The organism is Glycocaulis sp. (genome assembly GCF_051859565.1).
GTDB lineage: Bacteria > Pseudomonadota > Alphaproteobacteria > Caulobacterales > Maricaulaceae > Glycocaulis.
Genome location: NZ_JBHYFK010000001.1, coordinates 306,840 through 330,400, shown reverse-complemented (window position 1 = coordinate 330,400; position 23,561 = coordinate 306,840). Strand labels below are relative to the sequence as shown.

General features: G+C 63.1%; 23 protein-coding genes and 1 tRNA gene. 15 read left to right on the top strand and 9 right to left on the bottom strand.

From position 1 onward, the window contains the following. Positions 1-4: 4 nt before the first annotated feature. A complete protein-coding gene (locus ACTIGC_RS01570; RefSeq protein ID WP_439632736.1) occupies positions 5-1,306 on the bottom strand; it encodes an ATP-grasp domain-containing protein in 1,302 nt (433 codons plus the stop codon). Between the two features lie 122 nt (positions 1,307-1,428). Here ACTIGC_RS01570 and ACTIGC_RS01565 point away from each other — a divergent pair, with 122 nt between their 5' ends. Beyond that, complete coding sequence (locus ACTIGC_RS01565; protein ID WP_439632735.1) at positions 1,429-2,985, top strand: amidohydrolase family protein; 1,557 nt, start codon at positions 1,429-1,431, stop codon at positions 2,983-2,985. Between the two features lie 3 nt (positions 2,986-2,988). On the opposite strand, the gene ACTIGC_RS01560 is transcribed toward ACTIGC_RS01565, so the two are convergent. From ACTIGC_RS01560 to ACTIGC_RS01540, 5 genes are all read right to left on the bottom strand, one after another. Next, positions 2,989-4,083 (bottom strand): YkvI family membrane protein, encoded by a 1,095-nt coding sequence (locus tag ACTIGC_RS01560; RefSeq protein WP_439632734.1) that lies wholly within the window; start codon positions 4,081-4,083, stop codon positions 2,989-2,991. Continuing rightward, positions 4,080-5,120 (bottom strand): DUF1611 domain-containing protein, encoded by a 1,041-nt coding sequence (locus ACTIGC_RS01555; protein WP_439632733.1) that lies wholly within the window; start codon positions 5,118-5,120, stop codon positions 4,080-4,082. Before ACTIGC_RS01555 ends, ACTIGC_RS01560 begins: the two co-directional genes overlap by 4 nt. Beyond that, positions 5,120-6,136 (bottom strand): dipeptide epimerase, encoded by a 1,017-nt coding sequence (locus ACTIGC_RS01550; RefSeq protein WP_439632732.1) that lies wholly within the window; start codon positions 6,134-6,136, stop codon positions 5,120-5,122. The genes ACTIGC_RS01555 and ACTIGC_RS01550 overlap by 1 nt, the downstream gene beginning before the upstream one ends. An 18-nt stretch (positions 6,137-6,154) precedes the next feature. Then, on the bottom strand, positions 6,155-8,146 hold the full coding sequence (locus ACTIGC_RS01545) for a serine hydrolase domain-containing protein (protein WP_439632731.1): 1,992 nt from the start codon (positions 8,144-8,146) through the stop codon (positions 6,155-6,157). Between the two features lie 131 nt (positions 8,147-8,277). After that, positions 8,278-10,635 (bottom strand): TonB-dependent receptor, encoded by a 2,358-nt coding sequence (locus tag ACTIGC_RS01540; RefSeq protein ID WP_439632730.1) that lies wholly within the window; start codon positions 10,633-10,635, stop codon positions 8,278-8,280. Between the two features lie 307 nt (positions 10,636-10,942). On the opposite strand from ACTIGC_RS01540, the gene ACTIGC_RS01535 reads away from it, so the two are divergent. Then, entirely contained in the window at positions 10,943-11,584 is a 642-nt protein-coding gene (locus ACTIGC_RS01535; protein ID WP_439632729.1) for a helix-turn-helix domain-containing protein, read from the top strand. A 204-nt stretch (positions 11,585-11,788) separates the two neighbouring features. Continuing rightward, entirely contained in the window at positions 11,789-12,640 is an 852-nt protein-coding gene (locus tag ACTIGC_RS01530; protein ID WP_439632728.1) for an alpha/beta fold hydrolase, read from the top strand. Positions 12,641-12,730: 90 nt separating this feature from the next. Here ACTIGC_RS01530 and ACTIGC_RS01525 read toward each other — a convergent pair. Then, positions 12,731-12,820 (bottom strand) — tRNA-Ser (locus ACTIGC_RS01525). Between the two features lie 316 nt (positions 12,821-13,136). Here ACTIGC_RS01525 and ACTIGC_RS01520 point away from each other — a divergent pair. The 12 genes from ACTIGC_RS01520 (at position 13,137) to ACTIGC_RS01465 (ending at position 22,884) form a co-directional block, all read left to right on the top strand. After that, the gene (locus ACTIGC_RS01520) at positions 13,137-13,769 is read left to right on the top strand and encodes a 50S ribosomal protein L21 (protein WP_127565246.1); all 633 of its coding nucleotides are present in this window, start codon (positions 13,137-13,139) and stop codon (positions 13,767-13,769) included. Positions 13,770-13,816: 47 nt separating this feature from the next. Beyond that, positions 13,817-14,086, top strand: a complete 270-nt coding sequence (rpmA, locus tag ACTIGC_RS01515; RefSeq protein WP_127565245.1) for a 50S ribosomal protein L27 — start codon at positions 13,817-13,819, stop codon at positions 14,084-14,086. 155 nt (positions 14,087-14,241) lie between these two features. After that, positions 14,242-14,802, top strand: coding sequence for a GNAT family N-acetyltransferase (locus tag ACTIGC_RS01510; protein WP_439632727.1), 561 nt, complete (start codon positions 14,242-14,244; stop codon positions 14,800-14,802). Positions 14,803-14,841: 39 nt separating this feature from the next. Then, positions 14,842-15,900 carry a GTPase ObgE gene (gene obgE / locus ACTIGC_RS01505; RefSeq protein ID WP_439632726.1) on the top strand — a complete coding sequence of 353 codons (1,059 nt, stop codon included), beginning with the start codon at positions 14,842-14,844 and terminating at the stop codon, positions 15,898-15,900. Then, the gene (locus ACTIGC_RS01500) at positions 15,897-16,517 is read left to right on the top strand and encodes a nicotinate-nucleotide adenylyltransferase (protein WP_439632725.1); all 621 of its coding nucleotides are present in this window, start codon (positions 15,897-15,899) and stop codon (positions 16,515-16,517) included. Before obgE ends, ACTIGC_RS01500 begins: the two co-directional genes overlap by 4 nt. Before the next feature lie 87 nt (positions 16,518-16,604). Next, complete coding sequence (gene egtD / locus ACTIGC_RS01495) at positions 16,605-17,621, top strand: L-histidine N(alpha)-methyltransferase (protein ID WP_439632724.1); 1,017 nt, start codon at positions 16,605-16,607, stop codon at positions 17,619-17,621. Beyond that, complete coding sequence (rsfS, locus tag ACTIGC_RS01490) at positions 17,572-18,066, top strand: ribosome silencing factor (RefSeq protein WP_439632723.1); 495 nt, start codon at positions 17,572-17,574, stop codon at positions 18,064-18,066. The genes egtD and rsfS overlap by 50 nt, the downstream gene beginning before the upstream one ends. A 7-nt stretch (positions 18,067-18,073) precedes the next feature. Beyond that, positions 18,074-18,541, top strand: coding sequence for a 23S rRNA (pseudouridine(1915)-N(3))-methyltransferase RlmH (locus tag ACTIGC_RS01485; RefSeq protein WP_439632722.1), 468 nt, complete (start codon positions 18,074-18,076; stop codon positions 18,539-18,541). Between the two features lie 11 nt (positions 18,542-18,552). Then, on the top strand, positions 18,553-19,764 hold the full coding sequence (locus tag ACTIGC_RS01480) for a murein hydrolase activator EnvC family protein (RefSeq protein ID WP_439632721.1): 1,212 nt from the start codon (positions 18,553-18,555) through the stop codon (positions 19,762-19,764). Positions 19,765-19,780: 16 nt separating this feature from the next. After that, positions 19,781-21,094, top strand: coding sequence for a S41 family peptidase (locus ACTIGC_RS01475; RefSeq protein WP_439632720.1), 1,314 nt, complete (start codon positions 19,781-19,783; stop codon positions 21,092-21,094). A gap of 135 nt (positions 21,095-21,229) precedes the next feature. Beyond that, positions 21,230-22,390, top strand: coding sequence for a divergent polysaccharide deacetylase family protein (locus ACTIGC_RS01470; protein ID WP_439632719.1), 1,161 nt, complete (start codon positions 21,230-21,232; stop codon positions 22,388-22,390). Next, entirely contained in the window at positions 22,387-22,884 is a 498-nt protein-coding gene (locus tag ACTIGC_RS01465; protein WP_439632718.1) for an RNA pyrophosphohydrolase, read from the top strand. The genes ACTIGC_RS01470 and ACTIGC_RS01465 overlap by 4 nt, the downstream gene beginning before the upstream one ends. A 68-nt stretch (positions 22,885-22,952) precedes the next feature. On the opposite strand, the gene ACTIGC_RS01460 is transcribed toward ACTIGC_RS01465, so the two are convergent. Next, positions 22,953-23,360: a F0F1 ATP synthase subunit epsilon gene (locus ACTIGC_RS01460; RefSeq protein ID WP_439632717.1), complete on the bottom strand. Its 408-nt coding sequence runs from the start codon at positions 23,358-23,360 to the stop codon at positions 22,953-22,955. After that, complete coding sequence (locus ACTIGC_RS01455; RefSeq protein WP_439632716.1) at positions 23,353-23,559, bottom strand: glutathione S-transferase; 207 nt, start codon at positions 23,557-23,559, stop codon at positions 23,353-23,355. Before ACTIGC_RS01455 ends, ACTIGC_RS01460 begins: the two co-directional genes overlap by 8 nt. Positions 23,560-23,561 lie beyond the last annotated feature (2 nt).

Sequence of the window (23,561 nt, the reverse complement as noted above, 5' to 3'; positions counted from 1 at the left end):
GGGACTAGTCCATGGGCTTGTAGGAAATTTCCGGCGGCAGCTTGCCGTGGCGCGCGAGATGGGAGGCAATGAACAGCACTCCCAATGCGGAACGCGGATCATCTTCGGCGATCAGATCGATATCAAGGTCAGACCTGTCGGTGAGCCGGAACATGATATCGTCGATCGCTTCACCGGCCGATTTGGCGCTGCCCAGCGTTCCAAGAAAACGGCCCACGCGCTCAAGCAGGCTTCCATCCGATGTCTGAAGATGTTCCCAGGCATCGGACAGCTTCTCGGCATACTCCGTCTCGGAAAAGGCTTCTGTGACAGCCGAGGGCATCCAGATCATGGGCACTTTGGAGCGGTGACCGATTTCCGGCGCTCCGGGGTCGGAACGGATCTCGCCAAACAGGGTTTGCTCCAGCAGCAGGCGGGGATAGTCAACGCCGGACAGTTTGGAATGTCGCACGCCTGCCCAGAAGCGGGCATTGATCTCGATCAGCAAAGGCGTGTCCGCCTCCTCGCCTGTCCACATGAAATCGGCCTCGAAGATGCCGTCCCACCCGGTTTCGCGCGCAATTCTGCGTACCGCTTCCACAAAGGGCGCGGCATCCACCGTTTCACGCACCACACCGGCCCCGTGCTCTTTGGGAAATTGCTCCAGATTGGTGTAGGCCGAGCAGATGACCAGCTCGCCCTTCCGGCAAAGAGCGGACACACAATAGTCCTCACCCGGAGCGAGGGATTGGGCCAGGATTACGTCCTTCTCACGAAGGCCTGCCGCATAGGCGTCCAGCTCATCGCGGCTTTCCACCTTGCTGATGCCGCGCCCGCCGGCCCCTTCGGACGGTTTGACGAGGAAGGGATAGGTGAAGCCCTCCGGCTCTTTCAGCCCGGATTTGCCATCTCCTATGATCTCGGTAGCAGGGGCAGGAATGTCCGTGCCGGAAATGGTCTCGGCCAGTTTGTGCTTGGGCGTGACCTTGGCGATAGCCTCTGCCTCAGGCGCGGCGATTGTGACGTTGGCAGGAAACCGATGCCGCTCGCGCGCCAGTAGCTCCATCTCTTCGAATACAGGCATGATGACGACCGGTTCGCCGGCAAAGCGGCCACACACCTCAACAAGGTCGTCGATAAAGCCTTGCGGATCGCTGCGGCAATCGGCTGTGACAGCCGCCTCATCACAATTCTTCGAGAAGCCCAGCGGCGTGAGGTCAACACTGTCGACCGCGACGATGCGCCCCGCAAGCTCGCGGCAGGATTCCGCCACCGTCAACGACATGAGGCTGCGGGCGTAGGGGATAATCACGACTGGCTTTTTCATGCGGTGAAAACGCGCCGCGTGCAATCGGGTTCCCGCCACGCCCCTTGCGCAAACAAACCTGACAGGGCTAATTTTCTCTGATAAGAGAATTGATAGAGAAAATGAAAATGGGGAGACCGGCCATGACTGGTATCATCACGAAGCTGGCCCTGGCAGGCGCTCTGGCGCTCAGCCCGGCCGCGTTGGCGCAGGATTATGACCTTGTTCTGAATAATGGCCGGGTCATTGATCCGGAAACCGGGCTGGACGCGATCCGCCATGTCGGGATCCGGGACGACGAGATCGCAATCATCTCCGAAACCCCGCTGGAAGGCGCGCGTACGATTGACGCCACGGGCCGCATCGTGGCGCCGGGCTTCATTGATCTGCACGGACATGGCCAGAACACGCCTTCCGGGCGCATGCAGGCGCTGGACGGGGTGACGACCACGCTGGAACTGGAATCCGGTGTGCTGCCTGTGTCGGACTTCTACGCCCGCGCCGCCGAGGAAGGCCGCCCGATCAATTACGGCGCGGCAGCCAGCTGGGCGCATGCGCGCATCGCCGCCGTTATGGATGTCGAGCCCGACGCCGACACATACTGGTTCTTCCGCTATATCGGCGATCCGCGCTGGCAGACCGAGCTGGCGGACGATCAGCGCCTGTCGGCGATCCTGCGCCACATCAATACCGGGTTGGAAGAAGGCGGGCTGGGCGTCGGCATTCTTCTGGGCTATGCGCCAGGCATCAGCCGGGGCGAGTATCACGCCGTCAACGCGCTGGCCGCAGCGCGCGATGTTCCCACCTTCACCCATGCACGCTTCCTGAGCGCCATCGAGCCGCAGAGCTCCTATGAGGGCTTTCAGGAAATGGTCGCCGTGGCCGCCAGCACCGGCGCGCACATGCATATCAGCCACCTGAACTCGATCAGCCTGTCCGACATTGACCGCATTGCCGAGATGATCGAGGGCGCGCAGGCCAATGGCGTGAACATCACCGTGGAAGCCTATCCCTATGGCGCAGGCGCAACCGGCATTGGTGCGGCCATGTTCCGGGGCGATAACTGGCGCGACCGCATGGGCGGTATCGAGTATTCCGACTTCACCGTTCAAGGCGTGCCGCTGGACGAGGAGCGCTTTAACGATCTGCAGGAAAATGCGCCTGGCACCGGCATTGTCGTCCACTTCCTGAACCCCGATGAACGCCCCGAGCATCAGGCTTACCTTGACCGTTCCATCCTCTTCCCGGGCGGGGCAATAGCCTCTGACGGCGGGCCGTGGGCACTGGGCAGCGAGCGCCTGACCGGCGATATCTGGCCAATTCCGGAGGACGCCCATTCCCACCCGCGCAGCGCGGGCACCTACGCCCGCTTCCTGCGCATCTATGCGCGAGAGCGCGGCGTGATCGACTGGCCGGAAGCCGTCGCCAAGGCGAGCTTCTATCCTGCCCGCATCCTTTCAGACGCCGTGCCGCAGATGCGCCGCAAGGGCCGCCTGCAGCCGGGCATGGACGCCGATATCGTGGTGTTCGACCCCGAAACGGTGGCTGACCAGGCGACGTTCGAGCGGCCCGCTCAGGCGAGCGTCGGCTTTGACTATGTGATCGTGAACGGCACGGTGCTGGTCGATGGCGGGGAGCTGGACACCTCCGTCCTGCCCGGCCGCCCGGTCCGGGGAACCGTGGCAAGCGGGGCGGAGTAGGGATTACTCCGCCTCCCGCCGTAACCGCACCAGCTTCCAGACGCCGAGCGTCAGAAGTGGCAGCACGAAGACGGCGATGATCGCGAACGCCAGCATGCGGTAGCCATTGGCGATAAGAGCGATCAGACCGAACCGGTCCGCGACCACCATGGCGGCGAGCAGCAGCGCCCCAGTGACTGCAAGACGGGTACGTATCCCGATGGGACGTGGCCGCACCGCCGAGATACGTTCATTGACAGCGTGGACCGCGCTGACGCTGGTTTCCACCAGGGCCACGAACACCATGAACTGGAACGCCATCTGGAAGACCGGCGAGCCGAGGCGTTCGAGGATATAGTTTGACGGCAGGGCCGCGCCAGAAATCTCCGGGTAGAAGGCGATCATGCAGGCAAAGAAGAGAATGGCCGGAAGCGCGGCCAGAGGTCCGGCCAGCGCGCCTGCAACAATTGCGTCCTGGCGGCTGGTCAGATGGCGCAGCATGGGCAGGATCACCACAGCACCGATCACATTATAGCCCGCATAGGTGATGCCGCCGGACACCCAGCCCGTTGCCGGAATGCTGGCATCAAGACCGGCGAGAATGTCCCCGCCAAATTGGGTGAAGCACATCACCACAAAGACGAGATAGACCAGATACAGGAAGAGCGAGGCGTATTTGAACAGCCGTTCCACGCTCTCCTGCCCCAGCGCTGTAAAGACAAGGATGGAGAGCGCGAGCGCCACCGATCCGACAAGGTTGGGCAGGCCGAACAGCGCTGCGCCGATCTCGCCTGCCGCCGCGCCGAACACGGCGAGGATCAGGAACAGAAAGAGCAGATAGGCGATCTCGAAGAGCGGCCAGAACGGGCCGAGCAGCGCCTTGAAGAAGGTTAGATAGTTCCCGCTGCGCGTAGCGTGCGCGAAAACGAACGTGAGGGCGCAAATGCCGCTCCACAGAGCCGTGACGAGGATGAGCCCCAGCAATCCGCCCACCGGGCCGGATGGCATGAAATACTCAACCAGTTCGCGCCCCGTAGCATAGCCTCCGCCGATGACCACTGCCTTGAAGGCAAGACCCGGCAGGATCAGGCGCTGAAAGAGGCTGGGGCTCACGCTCATTGGGCGAGGGCGGCTTCTGGTTCCAGGCAAGCCTCGACAAGCCGGTCGAAGGCTGCGCCGCCGCGGATCGGATCGGCGCAAGGAAGGCCGGTCCGGCGGCTTTCAGTCTCGATGGCGCGCCGGGCCTCGTCTTCTGACAGCTTGGAGGTGTTAAGGCTGATCCCGCCCACCCGCACATCCGGGTTCACCCGGCGGGCGTGCAGGAGGTTGAGCTCTATCACCTCCTCAATGGAGGGGATGGGGTAGTGCGCGTCGAGACCGATGATCCGTTTGCGGCCAAACTCATGGCAGATCACCAGCACATCGGGCTGGCTGCCATGGAGAAGGCCCAGCGACACACCCGCATAGGAGGGGTGAAAGAGCGAGCCCTGTCCTTCGACAATGTCCCAGTGGTCGGCTGGCGCGTCCGGTGACAAGGCCTCGGCGGCGCCTGCCAGAAAATCACTGATCACCGCGTCCATCGGTACACCGCCGCCCGCAATGAGAATGCCGGTCTGGCCGGTGGCGCGGAAGGTTGCCTTGGCTCCGGCGCGCGTGAACCCCTGGGCCAATGCCAGAGCGGTGTATTTCTTGCCCAGCGCGCAATCGGTACCGACGGTCAGCAGCCGCTTGCCGGTGCGTTTGCGGCCCGTGCCAAGCGGGAGGTCAGCCGGCGGGCGCCGGACATCAATGAGCTGGCGCCCAAGCCGCTCGGCGGCGCTTTTAAGAGCCGGAATGCTGGCCAGCGGCATGTGCATGCCGGAAATGATGTCGAGACCGGCTTCCATGGCCTCCAGAAGGGCGGGCACCCAGGCCGGACGCAAGGCGCCGCCCATGGTCGCTGCGCCGATTACCAGCGCGCGTGCACCTGCCCGCGCAGCCTCCGCCGGGTTCATGACGGGCAGCCCCAGACGCAGCGGATTGCCCGGCAGGGCCCACTCCGCGACGCACTGGTCTGGCACCCAGTCACGCAGGCCCGCCGCCGTCTTGGCGTAGGACAGATCAGTCACATCGCCCAGAAACAGCAGATAGGGCCGTGGAAGGGAGAGAACACTCATCAGGCCGCTTTCCTTTCCGGGAGGCCCCAGCCGCGAGGCGGGCACAAGAGATAGCCATTCTCGTAAATAGCCGCCGGGTCACGGTCGGCAGACAGATGCCAGGGACCATCAAGGTCCACCACATCGCAGAGTTGCCCGACAATGGCCGCCGGACCGCATGAGAGCGAGGTGCCGACCATGTTGCCGACCATGACACCCAGCCCGTGCTCGCGCGCGAGATGCGCCATTTTCAGCCCTTCAGTAAGGCCACCGGACTTGTCGAGCTTGATATTGATAATGTCGTAGATGGGCGCAAGCCGGGCGATATCGGCGCTGGTCTGCGCGCTTTCGTCTGCGGCCAGCGGGATGGGCGAGTTAAGCCCGATAAGGCTTTCATCGGCGCCAATCGCACAGGGCTGTTCCAGCAGGCTTACCTTCTCCTCGACCAGCACCGGCATCAAGGCTTCCGTGCCTGCGCGGTCAAACGCCTGATTGGCGTCCACACCGATCCAGACATCGGGCGCTGCTGCCCGCACGGCCCGAACGCGCTCGGCATCGAGCCCGTCGCCAATAAGCTTGAGCTTGAGCGCTTTCACCTCTTTCAGACCGGCCGCCTTCGAGCCCATGGCGTCAGGCGTGTCGGCACCCAGCGTAAAGGTGGTCAACAGGTTGGACGGCGCAGGCAAGCCGGCCCGTTTCCACGCCGCTTCCCCAGACTCGGCACACTCCAGGTCCCAGAGCGCGCAATCTACCGCGTTGCGGGCCCCGCCAGCGGGCAGCAGCGTTTGCAGCGCCTCGCGGGTAATGCCGGCCTCGATCTGCGAGCGCACAGCCTCGATCTGGGCCAGCATGCTGGCCCCGGTCTCGGCGTGATAATAGACGCCTGTCGCCTCGCCGCGCCCCTCACGACCGGCACGCGCCAGCGTACAGACCACCAGGTCGACCTTGTCCATCACATGGCCCGTGATGCGGAACGGTGTTTTCAGGCGGACCGGATCGATCCGGGCCGACATAGATAGCGGCTTGGCGACGGACATGATGTGCAGTGCCCCTTCCTAATAGGTCAGACCGAAATTGAAGAAGCCGGCGGCTATCACGAACCAGATCATCACCAGCGTGGAAGCAACGAGCACCAGGCTCCAGAGCCGGGCAAACCAGCTTGCACCGCCCGTCCACACCACAAAGGCATTCCACAGGGCGATCAGCAGGGCGAGCATCGGCAGGACGGCCATGAACTGCATGAAGACGATCACGCCATCCAGCCGGCCATCAAGCCTGTGCAGTTCACCCATCATGTGAGTGATGAGGACCAGCCAGCCGGCCGCATAGACCAGAGGCAATAACGCACCGATATTGGAGAGCCGGTAGGCCATTGCCTGACGGCCAGTAAGCGCGAAACGCGTCTTGAACCGCCAGCGGACGATCGCGCGGACCGGCCAGAACAGAACGGTCAGCAGAAGCGCGGCGGCGGCAATACCCGCCAGCGGCATGAGAAGCGCGCCATTGCGCCACCACTCGACCGGCGTAAACATCATGAAGGGCGCGAAGAAGGCGGCGGAGAACATCTCCACCTCGCCATTTTCGTTCACCCGGGCAGACAGGCGTTCGCCACCATTCACCTGTTGCCAGACAAAAGGCTCCACCTCGCGGAAACGCAACGGCGTGCCCGACGCATCGGTCAGGATGGACAGGCTGATTTCATGGTCTTCGTTCATCGACACGCTGGGCTGGCCCAGAAGCGCGGTCGCGGCCACGAAGTTCTGATGGGCACGGCGAGATATCACGTAATTGCCAACCAGCATGCGGCCATGCTCTTCGGCGGTGCCGAGGGTGGGCAGGTCTTGAGCGTCTGCCGGGAAATAGCGGTCCGTGAAGCCTTCAAACAGCGCCTGACGGACACGGCCCGTGGCTCCGCCGCGCCCGGTGCTGTTCATCGAGATATAGAGCCCGACACCATGGTCGAGATACAGGTGCAGGTTCGAGTGGAAGAGCGTGGTGTCGCCGCCATGGCCGATAATGCGCTGGCCGTTGCGGTTCTGCTCGTAAAAGCCGAGCAGCATGGCATTGACGCCCGGCAGCTTGCGGTCGGCGGTTGTGTGCATCTGCTCAGCCGTTTCCGGTGACAGCAACCCTTCGCCGCGATTGAGGTGGGCGATCATGAAGCGGGCCATGTCATTGCCACTGGCCGACATGGAACCTGCGGGCGCAGCCGTCACGATCTCGAAAGCACGTCCTTCGCCATCCGAACCGCGCATATAGCCCGAGGACATCAGGCCTTGCAGGTGTTCGGGCAGAGGCTGACGCATGGAGGAGTGCTGCATGCCAAGCGGTGCGAAGATATGTTCGTCGACATAATCGTCGAATGACTGGCCTGATACTTGTGCCACGACATGACCGGCCAGCGCCGTGCCGTAGTTGGAATACGCAGGCACCTCTCCCGCCGGGTAAACCGCCGCGGGGATGTTGTTGCGGACATATTCGTCCAGCGGCTGCAGACGCTCCGGGTCATCCATGATGAGGGCACGCACCTGCTCGCCCCAGCCCGGTGTATGGGTAAGCAGATGGCGCATGGTGATCGGGCGTTCGACACCCGTGACTTCGAAATCGAGATAGGTGTTGATATCAGCATCCAGATCGATCAGCCCTTGCTCGACGAGCTGCATGACGGCCGTCCAGGTGACGAGCTTGGAGATTGAGCCAGGGCGGAAGAGCGTCGTTTCGGGATCAATGGCCCTGCGGGTTTCAACGTCCGCATAGCCAAACCCGCGCGAAAGCAGGATTTCCCCGTCCGCCACAACTGTCACGATAGCTCCGGCGATGTCGCCTTGTGCCAGCGCGTAGGGCATGAAACCGTCCAGCCAGGCTTCAAGATCGGCCCGGTCGATGACGCCCGGTGCGGCTAACGGCGATTCCTGTTCAGGAAGCTCCGGCAGCTCGATCTGCTCTTCCTCACGCGGATCGATATCCGGCACCTGGGCACTGGCCGCCGCCAGGCCGAAACTGGCCAGCAGCGCCGCCAAGGCGCCCCGCATCGCGTTCTTGATCATCGTGTTTCCTTCCCTGTCCCGATTCCGGCAGCTGCCGGCCGCTTCGCGTATCGTTGCGTTAACGCAGGCTGTTGGCCAGTGTGCGGCGAAAGGCCGGAGCCCTCCGCCGCACACCGGAACACCCGCGAGGCCTAGTAGCGAAGGCGGACGCTTATACCGACGCTGCGCGGCCGGTTGACACTCGTCGCGATAATCGGCGCATCCAGTTCGCCTTCGGGCGTGATGAATTGCTGGAGCGCGTTTGAGCCAATATTCACAGCTTCGACGTCGTTCAGCAGGTTCGCGCCATACAGATCAATCGACCAGACATCGTTCGAGAAGCCGGCACGCAGATTGAGGTATTCGAGCGTGTTCAGCCGGGCTGAGCGGTAGTTCTGAACGTTGGAATAACGCTCATCGATGAACTGGAACGAGCCGCTCGAGTTGAACGACCACTCTCCGCCGCCAACCGGGCGCGAGTAGGAATAGCCGGCAGTCAGGGTAAGGCCCGGAATGTTGGACGGGCTGTTGCCCTTGCGCAGATCAAATGGCCCAACCACGCCGCCCGGTGCGGAGGTGATGAGCATGCCCTCCTGGAATTCCGCATCAATAACTGACGCGTTGAAGAAGGTGGAAAGGTCGCTATTGACCTGGAAGGTGGTTTCAAACTCCAGCCCGAGAATGGTCTGCTGCGGACCGTTCACGGTGTTGTTCGCCGGCGTGTTCACCTGGATCTGGGTGTCGTTATAGGTAGTGTGGAACACACCCAGATTGGTGACGAGACTGCCACCGAACCAGGACGCTTTCACGCCGCCATCGATGGAGATCACCTCATCGGCATCAAAGGACAGGTTGGCCAGGAAAACATCCTGATTGCCACCGGACGCGCCTAGCGCCGCCAGCGCATTGCCGATGCCGCCATTACGCACGCCGCGAGCATAGTTCGCATAAAGCAGGATGGAATCGGACAGATCGAACTCTATCCCGACGCGTGGCAGGAATTCTTCCAGATCAAAACGGAACTCCGTGCCAACGCCCGCGCCCCTGAGGACGTCCAGCGTGCTGACGAAACCGATCGGATTGGTCTCCGTCCACGGGATGAGATTGCCGCTGCCGTCAAATTGCGGAACGAGGTTCACCGTGTTGTCCAGCTGCAGGACGCTGGTGACGGTATCGTTCACATAGCGCACGCCACCGATAAGGCGCAGGCGGTCCGTCAGCTCATAGGTCAGCTCCACGAACGCAGAATACTGCTCGGTATGCGTGGTCGAAAGACGGCTTGCGAGACTCTCGCTTTGGGGCGTGGTCACAGCCGCGCACCCCACACAGGTCAAAAACTGGCCGCTGCTGCTCTCACGGTCGCGGTAGTAGAGGCCCGATGTGAAGTTGAGCGGGCCGTCAAGATTGGAGACGAACCGGAATTCCTGCGACCACTGCCGGGTGTTACCCGAACCCGTATTGTAGGTAGTCGTATCGACGGTCGGGAAGAACGGGGCGAGACCAAAGGAATTGCCGGCGCTAAACAGCGCGGAACTGGTGCGCCTGTTATAATAGCCGGTGATCGAGGTGATATCGAGCCAGTCCAGCCCGCTATAGGAAACCCGAGCCGAGTAAAGATCGAAATCATCGATATAGGTGCCAGAGAGCGGCGAAGCGGAATATGTCAGGTCGCGGGGGTCAGACCCCGGATCCACCTGCGTTGCTTCACCTGCCTCGTCGCGCGTCACGAACGCGGAGAGCCGGAGCTCGAGATCGTCCGAAAAGCGCGCCAGCAAAACCGCACGTCCGCCATAGGACTGGAAGTCGTTGACGTCAGAGCCTTCGCTGGGATTGTCGATGAACCCGTCATCCTGACGATGGAAGCCCGAAACGCGGATACCCAGACGCCCGGGAACAAGGATTGCCGACAGTGCATTGTCCACGCTGTGTGCAAAGCCGCCATCGGTAATCGTCTCATACCGCCCAGAGGCCACGCCCTCGAAGGTCGGCCCGTCCAGATCAGGATCGTTGGTAAAGTAGCGGATGACGCCGCCAACCGCGCCTTCACCAAACAGGGTAGGCTGAGGCCCTCGGATAACCTCGATACGGTTGAGGTCAACCGAGCTGAAATCGCGGATGCTGCCCGCGCCGGTCACCGAGACATCGTCCAGGAACACGCTGAACACGGAGCTGGTTTCATAGCCGCTGCCCGCCGTACGTACGCCGCGGATGGCGATATTGTTGGCGTTCGGGCGCGACCTGACATTTTCCAGACCGGCGACTGTACGTGCCAGATCCTCAATATCATAGATGCCCTGCTCGCGGATCTGGGCTTCCGAAAGACCGGCGATACTGGCACCGATATTCTGGACTGACTCCTCCCGGAAACGCGCGGTGACGGTGATGACCTCGCGCCCCTGCGAGGTGGCGACCGCCTCTTCCTCCGGCGCGTCCTGAAGCGCGAGCGCCGGCGCACACATGGCCATGGCGGCCGTGCCCAGAAGCCCCGTACGCAGTGAATTCCTGATCATGATATACTCTCCCCTCCTGAACTTTGCGTTCATGGTTGCGCCCTGACAGACTGATGGCCGCGATCAGAAGCCCGCAGCTATCAGATCAGGCCTGTGAACCCAACGTCGATCCCGATAAGAGAATTGTCAACGAAATTTTCTAATCAGGATGGTTTTTGTCGTCTCGGGTGAACGCCTCGCCCCGTCAGGGTCGCCGCAGGACGGCACAGCGAATTTGACCGGACATTTGCAAGTCCCGGATGGAAATCGGTTTTCCGAACGGGTCTGTTCTGGTTATTTTGAGAATCAGATCAATCAGGGGCCTGCAATGAACAATTCCGCCGCCGACACCCACACGACACTCGGTCAGGTCGTGCGCGCCATACGGCAGCGTAATGGCTGGACCCTGAAAGAGATGAGCGAGCGCTCCGGCATTCCGCTCTCAACCCTGTCCAAGATCGAGCATGACAGGCTGACCCTGACCTATGACAAGCTCTTGCAGCTCAGCCAGCGGCTGGACATTCCGCTGTCAGACCTGTTCAGCGTGCCCGCGCAGGACAGCGTGCCCGCCTCCGGCCCGGTGACCGGGCGGCGCGCCAAGGGCACGCTGGATACCGGCATGCGCGTCGAGACAGACAATTATGACTATTTCTATCTGTGCACCGAGCTGCGCAAGAAGAGCATGATCCCCATTTTCACCAAGGTGCGCGCCCGCTCCGTCGAAGAGTTCGGCGAACTGATACGCCATGGCGGGGAAGAGTTCATCTTCGTGCTGGAAGGCCGCGTGGAAGTGCACACCGAGTTCTATGACCCGGTCGTGCTGGAGAAATGGGAATCCTTCTATCTCGACAGCTCGATGGGCCATGCTTACCTGGTCGGAGAGGGGTGTGATGAGGCCCTGATTATCGGCGTGTGCGGGGGTGATGAGCGCATCGACGTGGAGAGCCTGGTCCATATCGGCGCGAAATAGGCTCGCGTGGCCCGCCACCGGGCCCTCTCGCCGGCTTTGTTGCGGCGGCGTAGTTTCCGCCTTATGGCAATCGAGGGCAGGGAAGGCATGGCTGGATTATCTCGGCGCTCAGTCTTGCTGGGGGCGGCAGGTGCCGCGCTGCTTGGAGCAAGCGGTTACGCTTTTGCTTCATACAAAGCCGCTCTTGGCACTGCCAGACAACGTGTGACGCAAGTCAGCGAGCTGATCGGCACACCTTTCGGGGGCCTGGAGTACGCGGCGGCCGGTCATGGCGATCCATTCCTCATGATTCACGGCACAGGCGGAGGGTTCGACCAAGGTTTACGCTTTGGGCAGGCCGTCATGGCACAAGGCTTCAATATCATCGCGCCGTCGCGCTTTGGCTATCTGCGTAGCGATTATCCCTCAGACCCATCGCCCGCCCGTCAGGCTGATGCGCTTGCCGCGCTGCTCGATCATCTGGGGATCGAGCGCCTGCCGGTAGCGGGCGGATCGGCAGGAGCATTAAGCGCAGCGCAGTTCGCACTGCGCCATCCCGACCGTTGCTCGGCCCTGATCCTGCTGGTCCCCGCCATGAACCTGACCGGCGAGGACCCGGTCGAATTCACGCCGCTCCAGCGCCTTGTTGTCAACCAGCTGCTCACCTCGGACGTCTGGTTCTGGCTGCTTTCGCGGGCCACGCCAGACCAGCTTATCGGCTCGCTTCTGGCTACCGATCCCAGACTCCTGCGGACCGTATCTCAGGCCGAGCGTGAGCGGGCACGGCTCATCCTGCACGAGATCATGCCTGTCAGTGCACGCACGCGCGGCATGCTCAATGACGGCCACTATGCAGGCAGCCCTGCGGACATTGATCTGAATGCCATCACCACCCCTACCCTCATCGTGTCAGCGGAGGACGACCGCTTCGGGACCGCCGGCACGGCGCGTATCATTGCGGCGCGGATCGCTGTTGCCCGGCTCATCATCTATCCCACGGGCGGCCATATCTGGCTCGGCCGCAATGATGAGCTGGCCGATGAAATCGCGGCGTTCGTGAGGGGAGAGGGCGTATAGCGGAATCAACAGCCCAATCCGCGCAAGCGCGTTATGCCAAGCGGGTTCACGCGCCGCGCGCCGGGCTGCATGGACTTGTTTTGAAGGAACTGGCGGAGAGGGAGGGATTCGAACCCTCGGAACGCTTGCGCGCTCAACGGTTTTCGAGACCGCCCCGTTCGACCACTCCGGCACCTCTCCGCGAAGGCGCGGAACCTAGCGACAAGCTTTGCCCCCTGCAAGCGGGTAATGTGCATGAGAAGCGGCAAGGCCCGGACGCCCCTGCACGCCCGCCCCAGAGGGCCTTCCAGCCGTGCATGTACAGGCCTGGCAGCGCCCTCGCGCGATTGACTCACGCGCGCTCATGGGTATAAGTCCGCGCCTCTGATGCCCGCCTCAGGCCTTGAGCGCGGGCGCTTTGTTTTGACAACGCCATCTTGCAAAGAAGCTGGCGAAGAAAAAGGGCAAGGCTTCCAAAGGGTTTGGGAGATCTGGCCGTAGAAAAGGTGATTGAGAGATGTATGCGGTAATCAAGACCGGCGGGAAGCAGTACAAGGTTGCCGAAGGCGACCGCCTCGCCGTTGAAAAAATTGAAGGCGAAGCCGGCGATCAGATCGTGTTCGGCGAAGTGCTGATGCTGGGCGGCACGGACGGCGTGACCGTCGGCAGCCCCCTCATCGACGGCGCGCAGGTGATCGGCGAGCTGGTGGAAGTGCGCAAGGGCGAGAAAGTCATCGTCTTCAAGAAGCGCCGCCGTCAGAACTACCGCCGCACCAAAGGCCACCGCCAGTGGGAAGCGTTCGTTGCGATCTCCGAGATCGTGCTGCCGGGCGCCAAGCCGAAAACGGCTGCCAAGGCGAAAGCTGCGCCCAAGGCCAAAGCTGACGAAGCCGCCCCGAAGGCTGAAAAGCCCGCCGCGAAAGCCGCGCCGAAAGCCAAGGCCGCAGGCAATGACGATCTGACCCAGCTCAATGGTGTGGGCCCGGCCTATGCCAAGAAGCTGAACGAGGCGGGCGTGACGAGCTTTGCGCAGGTCGCTGCCTGGAAGGCGGCCGATCTGGACGCGCTGGACGCGGAAATCCCCGGCATCAAGGCGAAAGCCGAGACCGGCGACTGGGTGGAACAGGCCAAGGAACTGGCGAAGGGCTAAGCCCCCGCGCCGTTCTGATAGCAGACAGAATCTGAGGAGAGCAGACAATGGCTCACAAAAAGGCAGGCGGTTCATCCCGCAACGGACGCGACAGTGAAGGCCGGCGCCTTGGCGTCAAGAAGGCCGGCGGTCAGGCCGTGATTCCGGGCAATATCATCATTCGCCAGCGCGGCACGAAGTATTATCCCGGCGCCAATGTCGGCATGGGCAAGGATCACACCCTGTTCGCCCTTACCGAAGGCAAGGTGGAGTTCCGCCGCAAGCGCGATGACCGCATGTATGTGTCGGTCGCCCCGCTTAGCGACGCCGCCGAATAGGGGCCTTCCCACGCTTCAAGCCGGGATCGCCCTTCGCAAGAAAAGGTGATCCCGGGCAGCACTGGCTGCAAGAGCTCTGAAAGGGGAGCGGGATCATCCCGCTCCCCTTTTTTCGTTGCGCCGGACCCTTTCCCGGCCAGCGTCCGGAGACGGCCATGCACGCCGATGCCGAAGAACTGGACTGGACGAGGACGCTGGAGACGGCGCGGCTGCAACTGCGCCCCCTGCAGCTTGGTGATGCGGGCTGGATTTCGGCCGGCACGACCAACCGCAAGGTCACCGACATGACCGGGCGCATCCCCTATCCCAATCCCCCGCTGGGGGCCGAGCTTTACGTGCTCACCTGCCAGGCGGCAGAGGCCAACAGGGGTGACCGGGTGCGGGCGATTACGCTCAAAGGCACCGGGCAGGGCATCGGCATGATCGGCCTGCACCCGCGAAAAGACGGCGCCTTCGAGTTCGGCTACTGGCTGGCAGAACCCTTCTGGGGGCAAGGCTATGCCAGCGAAGCGGCGCAATGCCTTCTCGCTGCGGCCGACTTGGCCGGCATCGCACCTATCGTCGCCGGGCATTATGCCGATAATCCGGCTTCAGGCCGCGTTCTGCAGAAATGCGGCTTTATCTATAATGGCGAGGTGCCAGTGCTGTTCTCATCTGGCCGCATGGCATCGGCCCCCTGCCCGCGCATGGTGCGCAACGGCGCCAGCACGTTATAACCGGACCTCAAAGTCCCAATTTCAGAGTGCACACATCCCATGAAATTTCTCGATCAGGTCAAAGTCTTCATCGCGTCTGGTTATGGCGGGCCGGGATGTGTTTCGTTCCGGCGGGAGAAATATGTCGAGTTTGGCGGTCCCGATGGCGGGGATGGCGGCAAGGGCGGCGATGTATGGGCAGAGGCCGTGGACGGGCTCAACACGCTCATCGACTACCGCTACAAGCAGCATTTCAAGGCTCAGCGCGGCATTAATGGCGCGGGCGCAAACCGCACCGGCGCCGATGGCGAGGATGTCATCCTGAAAGTGCCGGTGGGCACGCAGATCCTCGACGAGAACAACGAGGAAGTGCTCGCCGACATGACCGAAGAGGGCATGAAGGTGTTGCTGGCGCGCGGTGGACGCGGCGGCAAGGGCAATGCCCATTTCAAGACATCGCGCCAGCAGGCCCCGCGCCACGCCCAGCCCGGCGAGGAGGGCGAGGAGCGCTGGCTGTGGCTGCGCCTGAAACTCATCGCGGACGCGGGGCTGGTGGGTTTGCCCAATGCGGGCAAGTCGACCTTCCTGTCGGCCTGCAGCCGGGCCAACCCGAAGATCGCAGCCTATCCCTTCACCACGCTGCACCCCAATCTGGGCGTTGTGGATACAGGCGAAGGCAAACGCTTTGTGCTCGCGGATATTCCAGGCCTGATCGAAGGCGCACACGAAGGCGCCGGTATTGGCGACCGTTTCCTTGGCCATATCGAGCGTTGCGCCACGCTGGTCCATCTGGTCGATGCGGGCGGGGAAGACCCCGTCGCGGCGTATGATGTCGTGCGCGGCGAGCTGGAAGCCTATGGCGCAGGGCTGACGGAGAAATCGGAGATACTGGTTCTCTCCAAGATGGAAACGGTCAGCCCGGAACGTCTGGAAGAGCTGAAAGCAGAGCTTGAGAGCCGCAGCCAAGGCGAGATTGCTGTGGTGTCGGCCGTTACCGGCGAGAACATGCGTCCGCTGCTTTACCGGATCGAGGCCGCCATCGAGGGCCAGCGCGCCGCCGACAAGGCCAAGGCCGAGCGCCTCGCACGCGGCGATGAGGACGATAGCTGGACACCATGAACCCGATGCCAGCGACGCCCCGCTTCGCCGCCGGCAAGGCGGAGATGCTTGCGCCGGGCATGACCGTCGGGCTGTACGGGGGCAGTTTCGATCCGCCCCATGCCGGGCACCGCCATGTGGCGCTGACAGCGAGCAAACGCCTCGGCCTTGATGCGGTATGGTGGCTGGTCTCGCCACACAACCCGCTCAAACGCCATGCGCCCGGCGAACTTGAAGCGCGCGTTGCCGCGATCCGTGCGCTGATCCCGGAACCGGGCCATGTCGTGACCACGATCGAGAGCCGTCTCGGCACCCGCTACACGATCGACATTATCCGTCATCTGGCAAAGCGCCATCCGCAAGTCCGCTTTGTCTGGATCATGGGCGCAGACGGGCTTGGCAGTTTTCATCGCTGGGGGCATTGGCGCGAGATTGCCGCGCGGGTGCCAATATGCGTGATCGCGCGCGGCGGCACGCCGCTGAAATGGCGGCTGGGCCGGGCAGCCCGTCATCTGGCGCATGCGCGTGTCCAGCCGGTTGCCGCCAGAGCCCTCGTAGAACGCGGCGCGCCGGGGTGGACATATATCACCGCGCCATTACATGCTGAAGCATCCTCGATCCTGCGCCGGGAACGGTAAGCTGCGACCCGGCGTTCTCCGCTGGCATTCCTGTCTCTCATGCGCCTCGCCAGCCCACTCGTCCGAAGCCGCCCCCTAGTATCCGCCATGACCGATACCAGCCTGAAGACGGGCCAGACGCCCAGCCTGTCCTTCTATGAGGACATGCATCCGCCGGCGGCCGATTTCCGGTCCGATATTCTGGCTGGCCTGTCAAAGCCGCAAAAGGCGCTGCCCCCCAAATACTATTATGACGAGGAAGGCTCGCGCCTGTTCGATGCCATCACCGAACAGCCCGAATACTATGTCACCGGAACGGAGCTGGAATTGCTGCGCGCGATCGGCCCGGAACTGGCGGCACTGGCGGGCGAGGGCGCAGTTGTTCTGGAGCCGGGTGCGGGGTCAAGCGTGAAGATCCGCACACTGCTGGACGCGCTGGAGCGTCCGGCCGCCTTTGTCGGGATGGACATTTCAGGCGATCATGTGCGCGCGGCATGCGAAGAGCTCGCGGCTGACTACCCGGAGCTGGAGATCGGCGCGCTCTGCCACGACTTTACTCAAAAACTGGATGTGGACGCCCTGCCCCTGTCAGAAAAGGCCCACGCAGGGCGGCGGGTGGTGTTCTTCCCCGGATCGACCATTGGCAATTTCGAGCTGATAGACGCGCTTGGGCTTCTCAAAACCCTGCGCAGCTGGCTGCGCGAAGGCGATGCGCTCCTGATCGGCACGGACATGCGCAAAGCGTCCGAAACGCTTGAGGCCGCCTATGACGACAAGGCAGGCGTTACAGCCGCCTTCAATCTCAACCTCATCGCCCGGATCAATCGCGAGCTGGACGGAGATATCGACGCCGACGGCCTGCAGTACCAGGCGTTCTGGAACCCGTACCGCTCGCGCGTAGAGATGTATCTCATGGCCGTGCGCGACATGCATTTCACGGTTGCTGGCGAACGCTTCGTGATCCGCAAGCACGAGACCATCCACATGGAGAATTCCCACAAATTCACGCTGGACACGTTTCATGATCTGGCGGCAAAGGCCGGTCTGAAGTCGCGCAAGGCCTGGGTTTCGGGCCGTGAACCCTTTTCCATGCACTGGCTCGAACCGGCGGACGAAGCGTGCTAGACTGACCTATCTGGTTTTAGTCCATTCAACAGGAGCTCCGGCACTGCCCGTCGAACGCCAACGCAATGATACTGCGCCCGCCCCGGTAAGCCTCAAAGGCGGCCGGGAGCAAAGTGAAGCCCTCGAAGCCCTCGTCGTCAAAACGCTTGATGATGACAAGGCAGAGGAAATCGTATCCATCGACCTGACCGGCAAGTCGTCCGTTACCGATTTCGTGGTGATCGCGAGCGGACGGTCGAACCGCCATGTCGGCGCCCTTGCCGACCATTTGCTGCAGGCTCTCAAGGAGAGCGGGCACGCCCATGTAAAGGTCGAAGGCCTGCAGGCCGCCGACTGGGTGCTTATCGATGCCGGGGATGTGGTCGTCCACCTCTTCCGCCCGGAAGTGCGCAGCTTCTATGATCTGGAGAAGATGTGGGGCGGGGCGCCGGAAACGGCGGCCTGATCCAGCCTTGCGCATCGAGATCCGGGCCATTTCCCGCATCCGGCCGGGTCCGGAACGCAGCCTTGCCGACACCTATATCGAGCGCGCAAACCATCATGGGCGCGCCACCGGGCTTGGCCCGGTTGGCGAGCGCGAGTTCGATACACGTTCCCTGTCCGGCGCGGCAGCAGAAACCCGCGCGCTCATCGAAGGGCTGGGCTCCGGCATTGTCATCGCGCTTGATGAGCGCGGCAAGCAGATGGATTCACGCGAGTTTGCGCAGATGATCGGGCGCGAGCGCGATCAGGGCACACGGGAGATGTACTTTCTGATCGGCGGCGCAGACGGATTTGACCATAGCCTGTTGCCCGGCAATGTCAGGCTTTTGTCCTTCGGGCGCATGGTCTGGCCGCACAAGCTGGTGCGGGTCATGCTGGCCGAGCAGATTTACCGGGCCAGCGCGCTATTGTCTGGCGCGCCCTATCACCGGGACTGAAGGCTGGCACCATGAGCGCGCTTCTCCTTGCCATCGCCCTGTTGCAGACACCGCCTGATCCGCAGGAGATCGAGGCGATGGAGGAAACCGCCCGTGAAACGCGGGCGATCAGTGAGGCACGCGAAGCTGAAGCCAATGCCCTGCGGCAGGAAATCGCGGAATTGCAGGCAAGGCTGGTGGAGGCTGGCTCGCGCGTGCAAGCACGTGAGGCCGATGCGGGCGCGGCCGAAGCGAGGCTTTCGGAACTGGAGACCGAAGAAGGCGAGCTGCGTACACGCCTGGCCCGGGAACGCGCCAGCCTTGCCGAAGTGCTGGCTGCCCTGCAAAGGCTGGAGATGAACGCGCCGCCAGCGCTGGCCGTCAGCCCGGATGATGCCAGCGAGGCGGCACGCGCTGCCGGACTGCTGGCCGCCATCGCGCCGGAACTTGAGCGGCGGGCCCGCGCCGTGCGCAGCGATATAGAGGCGCTGGAACGCTTGCGTGAAGAGCTTTCGGGGCAGCGTGAAACGGTTGAAACCGCCCGCGAAGCACTCGCCACCGTCCGGGCACAGGTTGAGACCCTGATCGCAGAGCGGCGTCAGGCGGAAGCCGCCTTGCGGCGCGAGGCGGGCGACCTCGCCAGCCAGGCCGCGCGGATAGCCGCCGAGGCCCGGTCCCTGCGCCAGCTCTGGGAGGAGATCACGCAGCTCGCTGACATATCGCCTCGCCTGTCACCTTTACGTGAACGGCGGGCCGCCATGATGGCCGATGTCGCGATGCTGGAAGGTGAAACCCTGCTCTCGGCGCTGCCAGTGGAAACCGTCTCTGCAGGACCCGGGTTTGGCGATATGCGTGGGCGCCTGAGGCCGCCTGTGGAGGGCCGTGTGGCAAGCCCGGCCGGCACGCCCGGACCGGATGGAATCCGCCGCGAAGGCCTGTGGCTGGACGCGCGCAGCAGCGGACAGGTGTCAGCGCCATTTGACGGCGTGGTGGTTTTTGCAGGACCGTTCCAGAGCTTTGAAGCGGTGGTGATGATCAATACGAGTGACGGATACACCCTTATTCTTGGCGGAATTGGCCTGCTTTATGCTGAAGAAGGGCAAAGTGTGCTGGCAGGGGAACCTGTCGGACTCATGCCGGAGCGTGAAATTCCGCCGCCACACCTATATTATGAGGTAAGACGGGGTAACGGGACTGCCGAAAACCCCGCAAACTGGTTGAGAGACGAATACCGGGGCCGCTGACAGACAGGACACATACATGCGCTTGCACATTATCGCTTCGGCCATCGCCTTTGGTATCGGCGCTGCGGCACTGGCCGTTTCGGCGCAGGGTGATGACCGCGGCCGGGATGCCACCTTCCGGCAGCTTGAGCTGTTCGGCGACATATTGAGCCGTATCGAGTCCGACTATGTCAGCGATCCGGACCAGGTTGAGCTGATCGAGGCGGCCATTAACGGCATGCTGGGCTCGCTTGACCCTCACTCAACCTATCTCAACGCCCAGGCGTTTCAGGATATGCAGGTCAGCACGCGCGGCGAGTATGGCGGGCTCGGCATTGAAGTGACGCTGCGCGACGATTTTGTCACCGTCGTCTCCCCCATCGCGGAAACCCCCGCCGACCGGGCGGGGATCGAACCTGAAGACCGCATTATCGCGGTGGACGGCGAGTCCATGATCGGCGCCGGCATTGATGTGGCCGTGGAGCGCATGCGCGGACCAGCCGGCGAGCCTGTCACCATCACCATTGCGCGCGACGGGGTGGAACCCTTCGATGTCACCATTGTGCGCGCCATCATTGAGGTACGCTCGGTGATTTACCGCATGGAAGCGAACAACACGCCTTACCTGCGCATCACCACGTTCAACGAACACACGACCGAGGCTGCCGTGCGCGCGCTCAATGATCTGCGCGAAGCCAATGGCGGCCCCTTGCCGGGCCTTGTGCTCGACCTGCGCTCCAATCCTGGTGGCTTGCTGGACCAGTCGGTTTCAATCTCCGACCTGTTCCTGAGCGGCGGCGAGGTGGTATCCACCCGCGGGCGCGATGCGCGCAACACCTATCGCTTCAATGCCCGGCCGGGTGATGTGTTGAACGGCGCCCCTATCGTGGTACTGATCAATGCGGGCTCTGCCAGCGCGTCGGAGATTGTGGCGGGCGCGCTACGCGACCGTGAGCGCGCCGTGCTGATGGGCACCAACAGCTTTGGCAAAGGCTCCATGCAGACGGTGATACCGCTGCGGGGGGGGCGCGACGGGGCGCTGCGCTTGACGACGGCGCGCTATTACACGCCCTCTGGCACGTCGATCCAGGCCACAGGCGTCGAACCGGATATTGCGGTGGCCTTCCGCCGCCCGCGTGAAGGCGAAATTGCGCGCTTCAGCGAAGCCAATCTGCGCAATGCGCTGACCAATGAGGCAGGCGCCGAGCGTCGCGAGCGTGAGGATATGGAGTATCCGCCAGAAGACTGGGCCGAGGACGAGGACTATCAGCTCCACCGGGCCATTGAACAGCTTTCCAGCATGATGGAGCGGCGGGAGGCCCGCGTTCGGTCAGGCGGCGGCAACCGGTAGGCTAATCGCCACACGCCTGACGGCGGGTGCGTTAACCTTTCCTTACCCCGGCGCATTGAATGGTCTTGCGCGTCAGTGTGCCAGTGAGTTCTGCTCTCCGGCACGCCTTCACCTGTTCAGGCCAAACCGGACACCATGCCCGCCCGCCAGACATCCGACACGCCGCCCTTGCGTAACCCCCTGATTGCGGCTGCCTGCCTGTTTTTTGTGGCCGGGCTGGCTTTCGCAGCCATTGTATTCCTGGCGCCGGCACCGCAGACCGGCTCGGCCGCACGGACCGCGCTGGACATGCCCGGCGAGGAGGAGGCAGTTATCGAGGTCGCCGCGGTGCCGCCCGCCAGCCCGCTCGTGTTCGCTGAAGGCGAGGCGGATGAAACCTTAAGCCTTCCGGGCGTGCGCGAAACGCACGATGTGCTGGGCGGCGAGGTGGAGCCGCCTCCTGGCAGCAATGCGGCGCGTGCATTGGCCCTCCAGCGGGCATCCAATGTTCCCTATGCCGGCCTCTTCGAGGAGGGTCCGGGCGGACCGCTTCCCGTCATCGCGTCTGATGGACGCCGCCCCTCCTCGGCCTATGCACGCCCCTTTGAGGGAGAGCCGGGAGTGCCGGTCATCGCCGTGATTGTCGGCGGTCTGGGGGTGAGTGAGTCCCTCACCCAGGCCGCCATAGACACGCTGCCGCCCGAGATCACCCTGTCTTTCGTGCCTTATGCGCGGGACCTGCAGAGCTGGATGAACCGCGCACGGGCCGCCGGGCATGAGGTGATGATCGAGCTGCCCATGGAGCCGTTTGATTATCCCAATAACGATCCCGGCCCCCATACCCTGCTGGCCGATGCGGGCGAGGCGGAGAACATGCGCCGGCTGCACTGGCTGCTGTCGCGGGCATCTGGCTATTTCGCGGTCACGAACTATCTGGGCGCGCGCCTGACCGGCTCGGAAGCCGCATTGGCGCGCATCTATGGCGAGGTTGAACGGCGCGGGCTTGCCATTTTCCATGACGGGGCCGGGCGTCCGGGCGCTGCCTCAGCAGCAGCCGCGCGCGCTGGTGCGCCGCTGGCCCTTGCCGATCGGGTCATTGATGGCGACCCCAGCACCCGGGCGATCGACGCCCGGCTTCTTGAGCTGGAGGCACTGGCCATCCAGAACGGCCATTCACTGGGTTCCGGCTTTGCCTATCCTGTGACCGTCAGCGCGCTGCAGAGCTGGGCTGAGGGCCTTGAACGGCGTGGCTATCAGCTGGCACCTGCCTCGCATGTCGCCAATATCCGGGCCGGGCGCACCGGCCAGGACACATGAGCACGCTGAATGACCCGGCGGCGCTTGCTGCTTACCGGCCCAATGCCGGGATTGTCCTGTTCAACCGCGAGGGCCTGACCTGGATCGGCCGCCGCTACCGCGAAGCCGGACGATGGGTGTGGCAATGGCCGCAAGGGGGCATGGATGCGGGCGAAGACCCGCAGGCGGCCGCCTATCGCGAGCTATATGAGGAAACCGGGATCCGCAGCGATCAGGTGGAGCTGCTCGGCACCATCGCGGACTGGCTGGCCTATGACTTCCCGCCGGAAGTCCTCGCTCTGCGCAAGAAGAACTGGAAAGGACAGCGCCAGCGCTGGTTTGCTTTCCGCTTTCTGGGCACCGATGCCGACTTTGACCTGACCGCCGTGCCCCCGCAGGAGTTTGAAGCTTTCCGCTGGGAGAAGCTGGAGCGCGTGCCGGAGCTCATCATTCCGTGGAAACGCGCTGTCTATGAGGACGTGGTGCAGGCGTTTTCCAGCTTCGGCCAGCGATGATCCCGTAACGCAAAAAGGCCCCGGTCTGGAGACCGGGGCCTTTTGAAACTTCGAGCACCTCAACGCCTCTAGTGCGTCAGCTCCATGGCTGCCTGCATCGCTTCCAGCTTGGCGATCTCGGCCTCAGCCTGATCGCGTGTGATGTCGTCACCGGCATCCTTGGCACGCAGGCGCGCCGCTTCCAGCTTCTGGCGGATGTCAGCGGCATCAAGCGTGGCGAGTTCTGCAGTTTCCTCGGCGAGGATGGTCAGGCCCTGAGGCGTCACCTCGGCAAAGCCGCCATGGATGAAAATGCGGCTGACCACACCATCATTGTGGACCTCGATCGCGCCGGTGCGGATTGTCGCCATGAACGGCGCGTGATCGGGCAGCACGCCGAAATCGCCTTCCGTGCCCGGCACCACGACCATGTCCACCGCCCCGGAAAACACACGGGCCTCGGGCGAAACGAGGTCGAATTGCAGCTTGTCAGCCATTATCATCGTCCCTTGCAGCAAGAGCGCGATCGAACGCGCCGGCCGCCGCTTCAAACTTGTCCCGGCAGCCGGGATTGCAGAAGCCCATAACCGCCCCGCGATAGACGGTGAGCGAGTCTTCGCTCACCGGCTTGCCCGACCATGGACATACGTCATTGACGCAATCCTCAATCCGCAGCGTGGGGCGGCCAGTGGCCATTT

Bases quoted from the DNA above. Each gene is read 5' to 3' on its own strand.
- ACTIGC_RS01570 (WP_439632736.1), bottom strand. From the start codon at position 1,306: ATGAAAAAGCCAGTCGTGATTATCCCCTACGCCCGCAGCCTCATGTCG.
- ACTIGC_RS01565 (WP_439632735.1), top strand. From the start codon at position 1,429: ATGACTGGTATCATCACGAAGCTGGCCCTGGCAGGCGCTCTGGCGCTC.
- ACTIGC_RS01560 (WP_439632734.1), bottom strand. From the start codon at position 4,083: ATGAGCGTGAGCCCCAGCCTCTTTCAGCGCCTGATCCTGCCGGGTCTT.
- ACTIGC_RS01555 (WP_439632733.1), bottom strand. From the start codon at position 5,120: ATGAGTGTTCTCTCCCTTCCACGGCCCTATCTGCTGTTTCTGGGCGAT.
- ACTIGC_RS01550 (WP_439632732.1), bottom strand. From the start codon at position 6,136: ATGTCCGTCGCCAAGCCGCTATCTATGTCGGCCCGGATCGATCCGGTC.
- ACTIGC_RS01545 (WP_439632731.1), bottom strand. From the start codon at position 8,146: ATGATCAAGAACGCGATGCGGGGCGCCTTGGCGGCGCTGCTGGCCAGT.
- ACTIGC_RS01540 (WP_439632730.1), bottom strand. From the start codon at position 10,635: ATGATCAGGAATTCACTGCGTACGGGGCTTCTGGGCACGGCCGCCATG.
- ACTIGC_RS01535 (WP_439632729.1), top strand. From the start codon at position 10,943: ATGAACAATTCCGCCGCCGACACCCACACGACACTCGGTCAGGTCGTG.
- ACTIGC_RS01520 (WP_127565246.1), top strand. From the start codon at position 13,137: ATGTATGCGGTAATCAAGACCGGCGGGAAGCAGTACAAGGTTGCCGAA.
- rpmA (WP_127565245.1), top strand. From the start codon at position 13,817: ATGGCTCACAAAAAGGCAGGCGGTTCATCCCGCAACGGACGCGACAGT.
- ACTIGC_RS01510 (WP_439632727.1), top strand. From the start codon at position 14,242: ATGCACGCCGATGCCGAAGAACTGGACTGGACGAGGACGCTGGAGACG.
- obgE (WP_439632726.1), top strand. From the start codon at position 14,842: ATGAAATTTCTCGATCAGGTCAAAGTCTTCATCGCGTCTGGTTATGGC.
- ACTIGC_RS01500 (WP_439632725.1), top strand. From the start codon at position 15,897: ATGAACCCGATGCCAGCGACGCCCCGCTTCGCCGCCGGCAAGGCGGAG.
- egtD (WP_439632724.1), top strand. From the start codon at position 16,605: ATGACCGATACCAGCCTGAAGACGGGCCAGACGCCCAGCCTGTCCTTC.
- ACTIGC_RS01480 (WP_439632721.1), top strand. From the start codon at position 18,553: ATGAGCGCGCTTCTCCTTGCCATCGCCCTGTTGCAGACACCGCCTGAT.
- ACTIGC_RS01475 (WP_439632720.1), top strand. From the start codon at position 19,781: ATGCGCTTGCACATTATCGCTTCGGCCATCGCCTTTGGTATCGGCGCT.
- ACTIGC_RS01470 (WP_439632719.1), top strand. From the start codon at position 21,230: ATGCCCGCCCGCCAGACATCCGACACGCCGCCCTTGCGTAACCCCCTG.
- ACTIGC_RS01465 (WP_439632718.1), top strand. From the start codon at position 22,387: ATGAGCACGCTGAATGACCCGGCGGCGCTTGCTGCTTACCGGCCCAAT.
- ACTIGC_RS01460 (WP_439632717.1), bottom strand. From the start codon at position 23,360: ATGGCTGACAAGCTGCAATTCGACCTCGTTTCGCCCGAGGCCCGTGTG.
- ACTIGC_RS01455 (WP_439632716.1), bottom strand. From the start codon at position 23,559: ATGGCCACTGGCCGCCCCACGCTGCGGATTGAGGATTGCGTCAATGAC.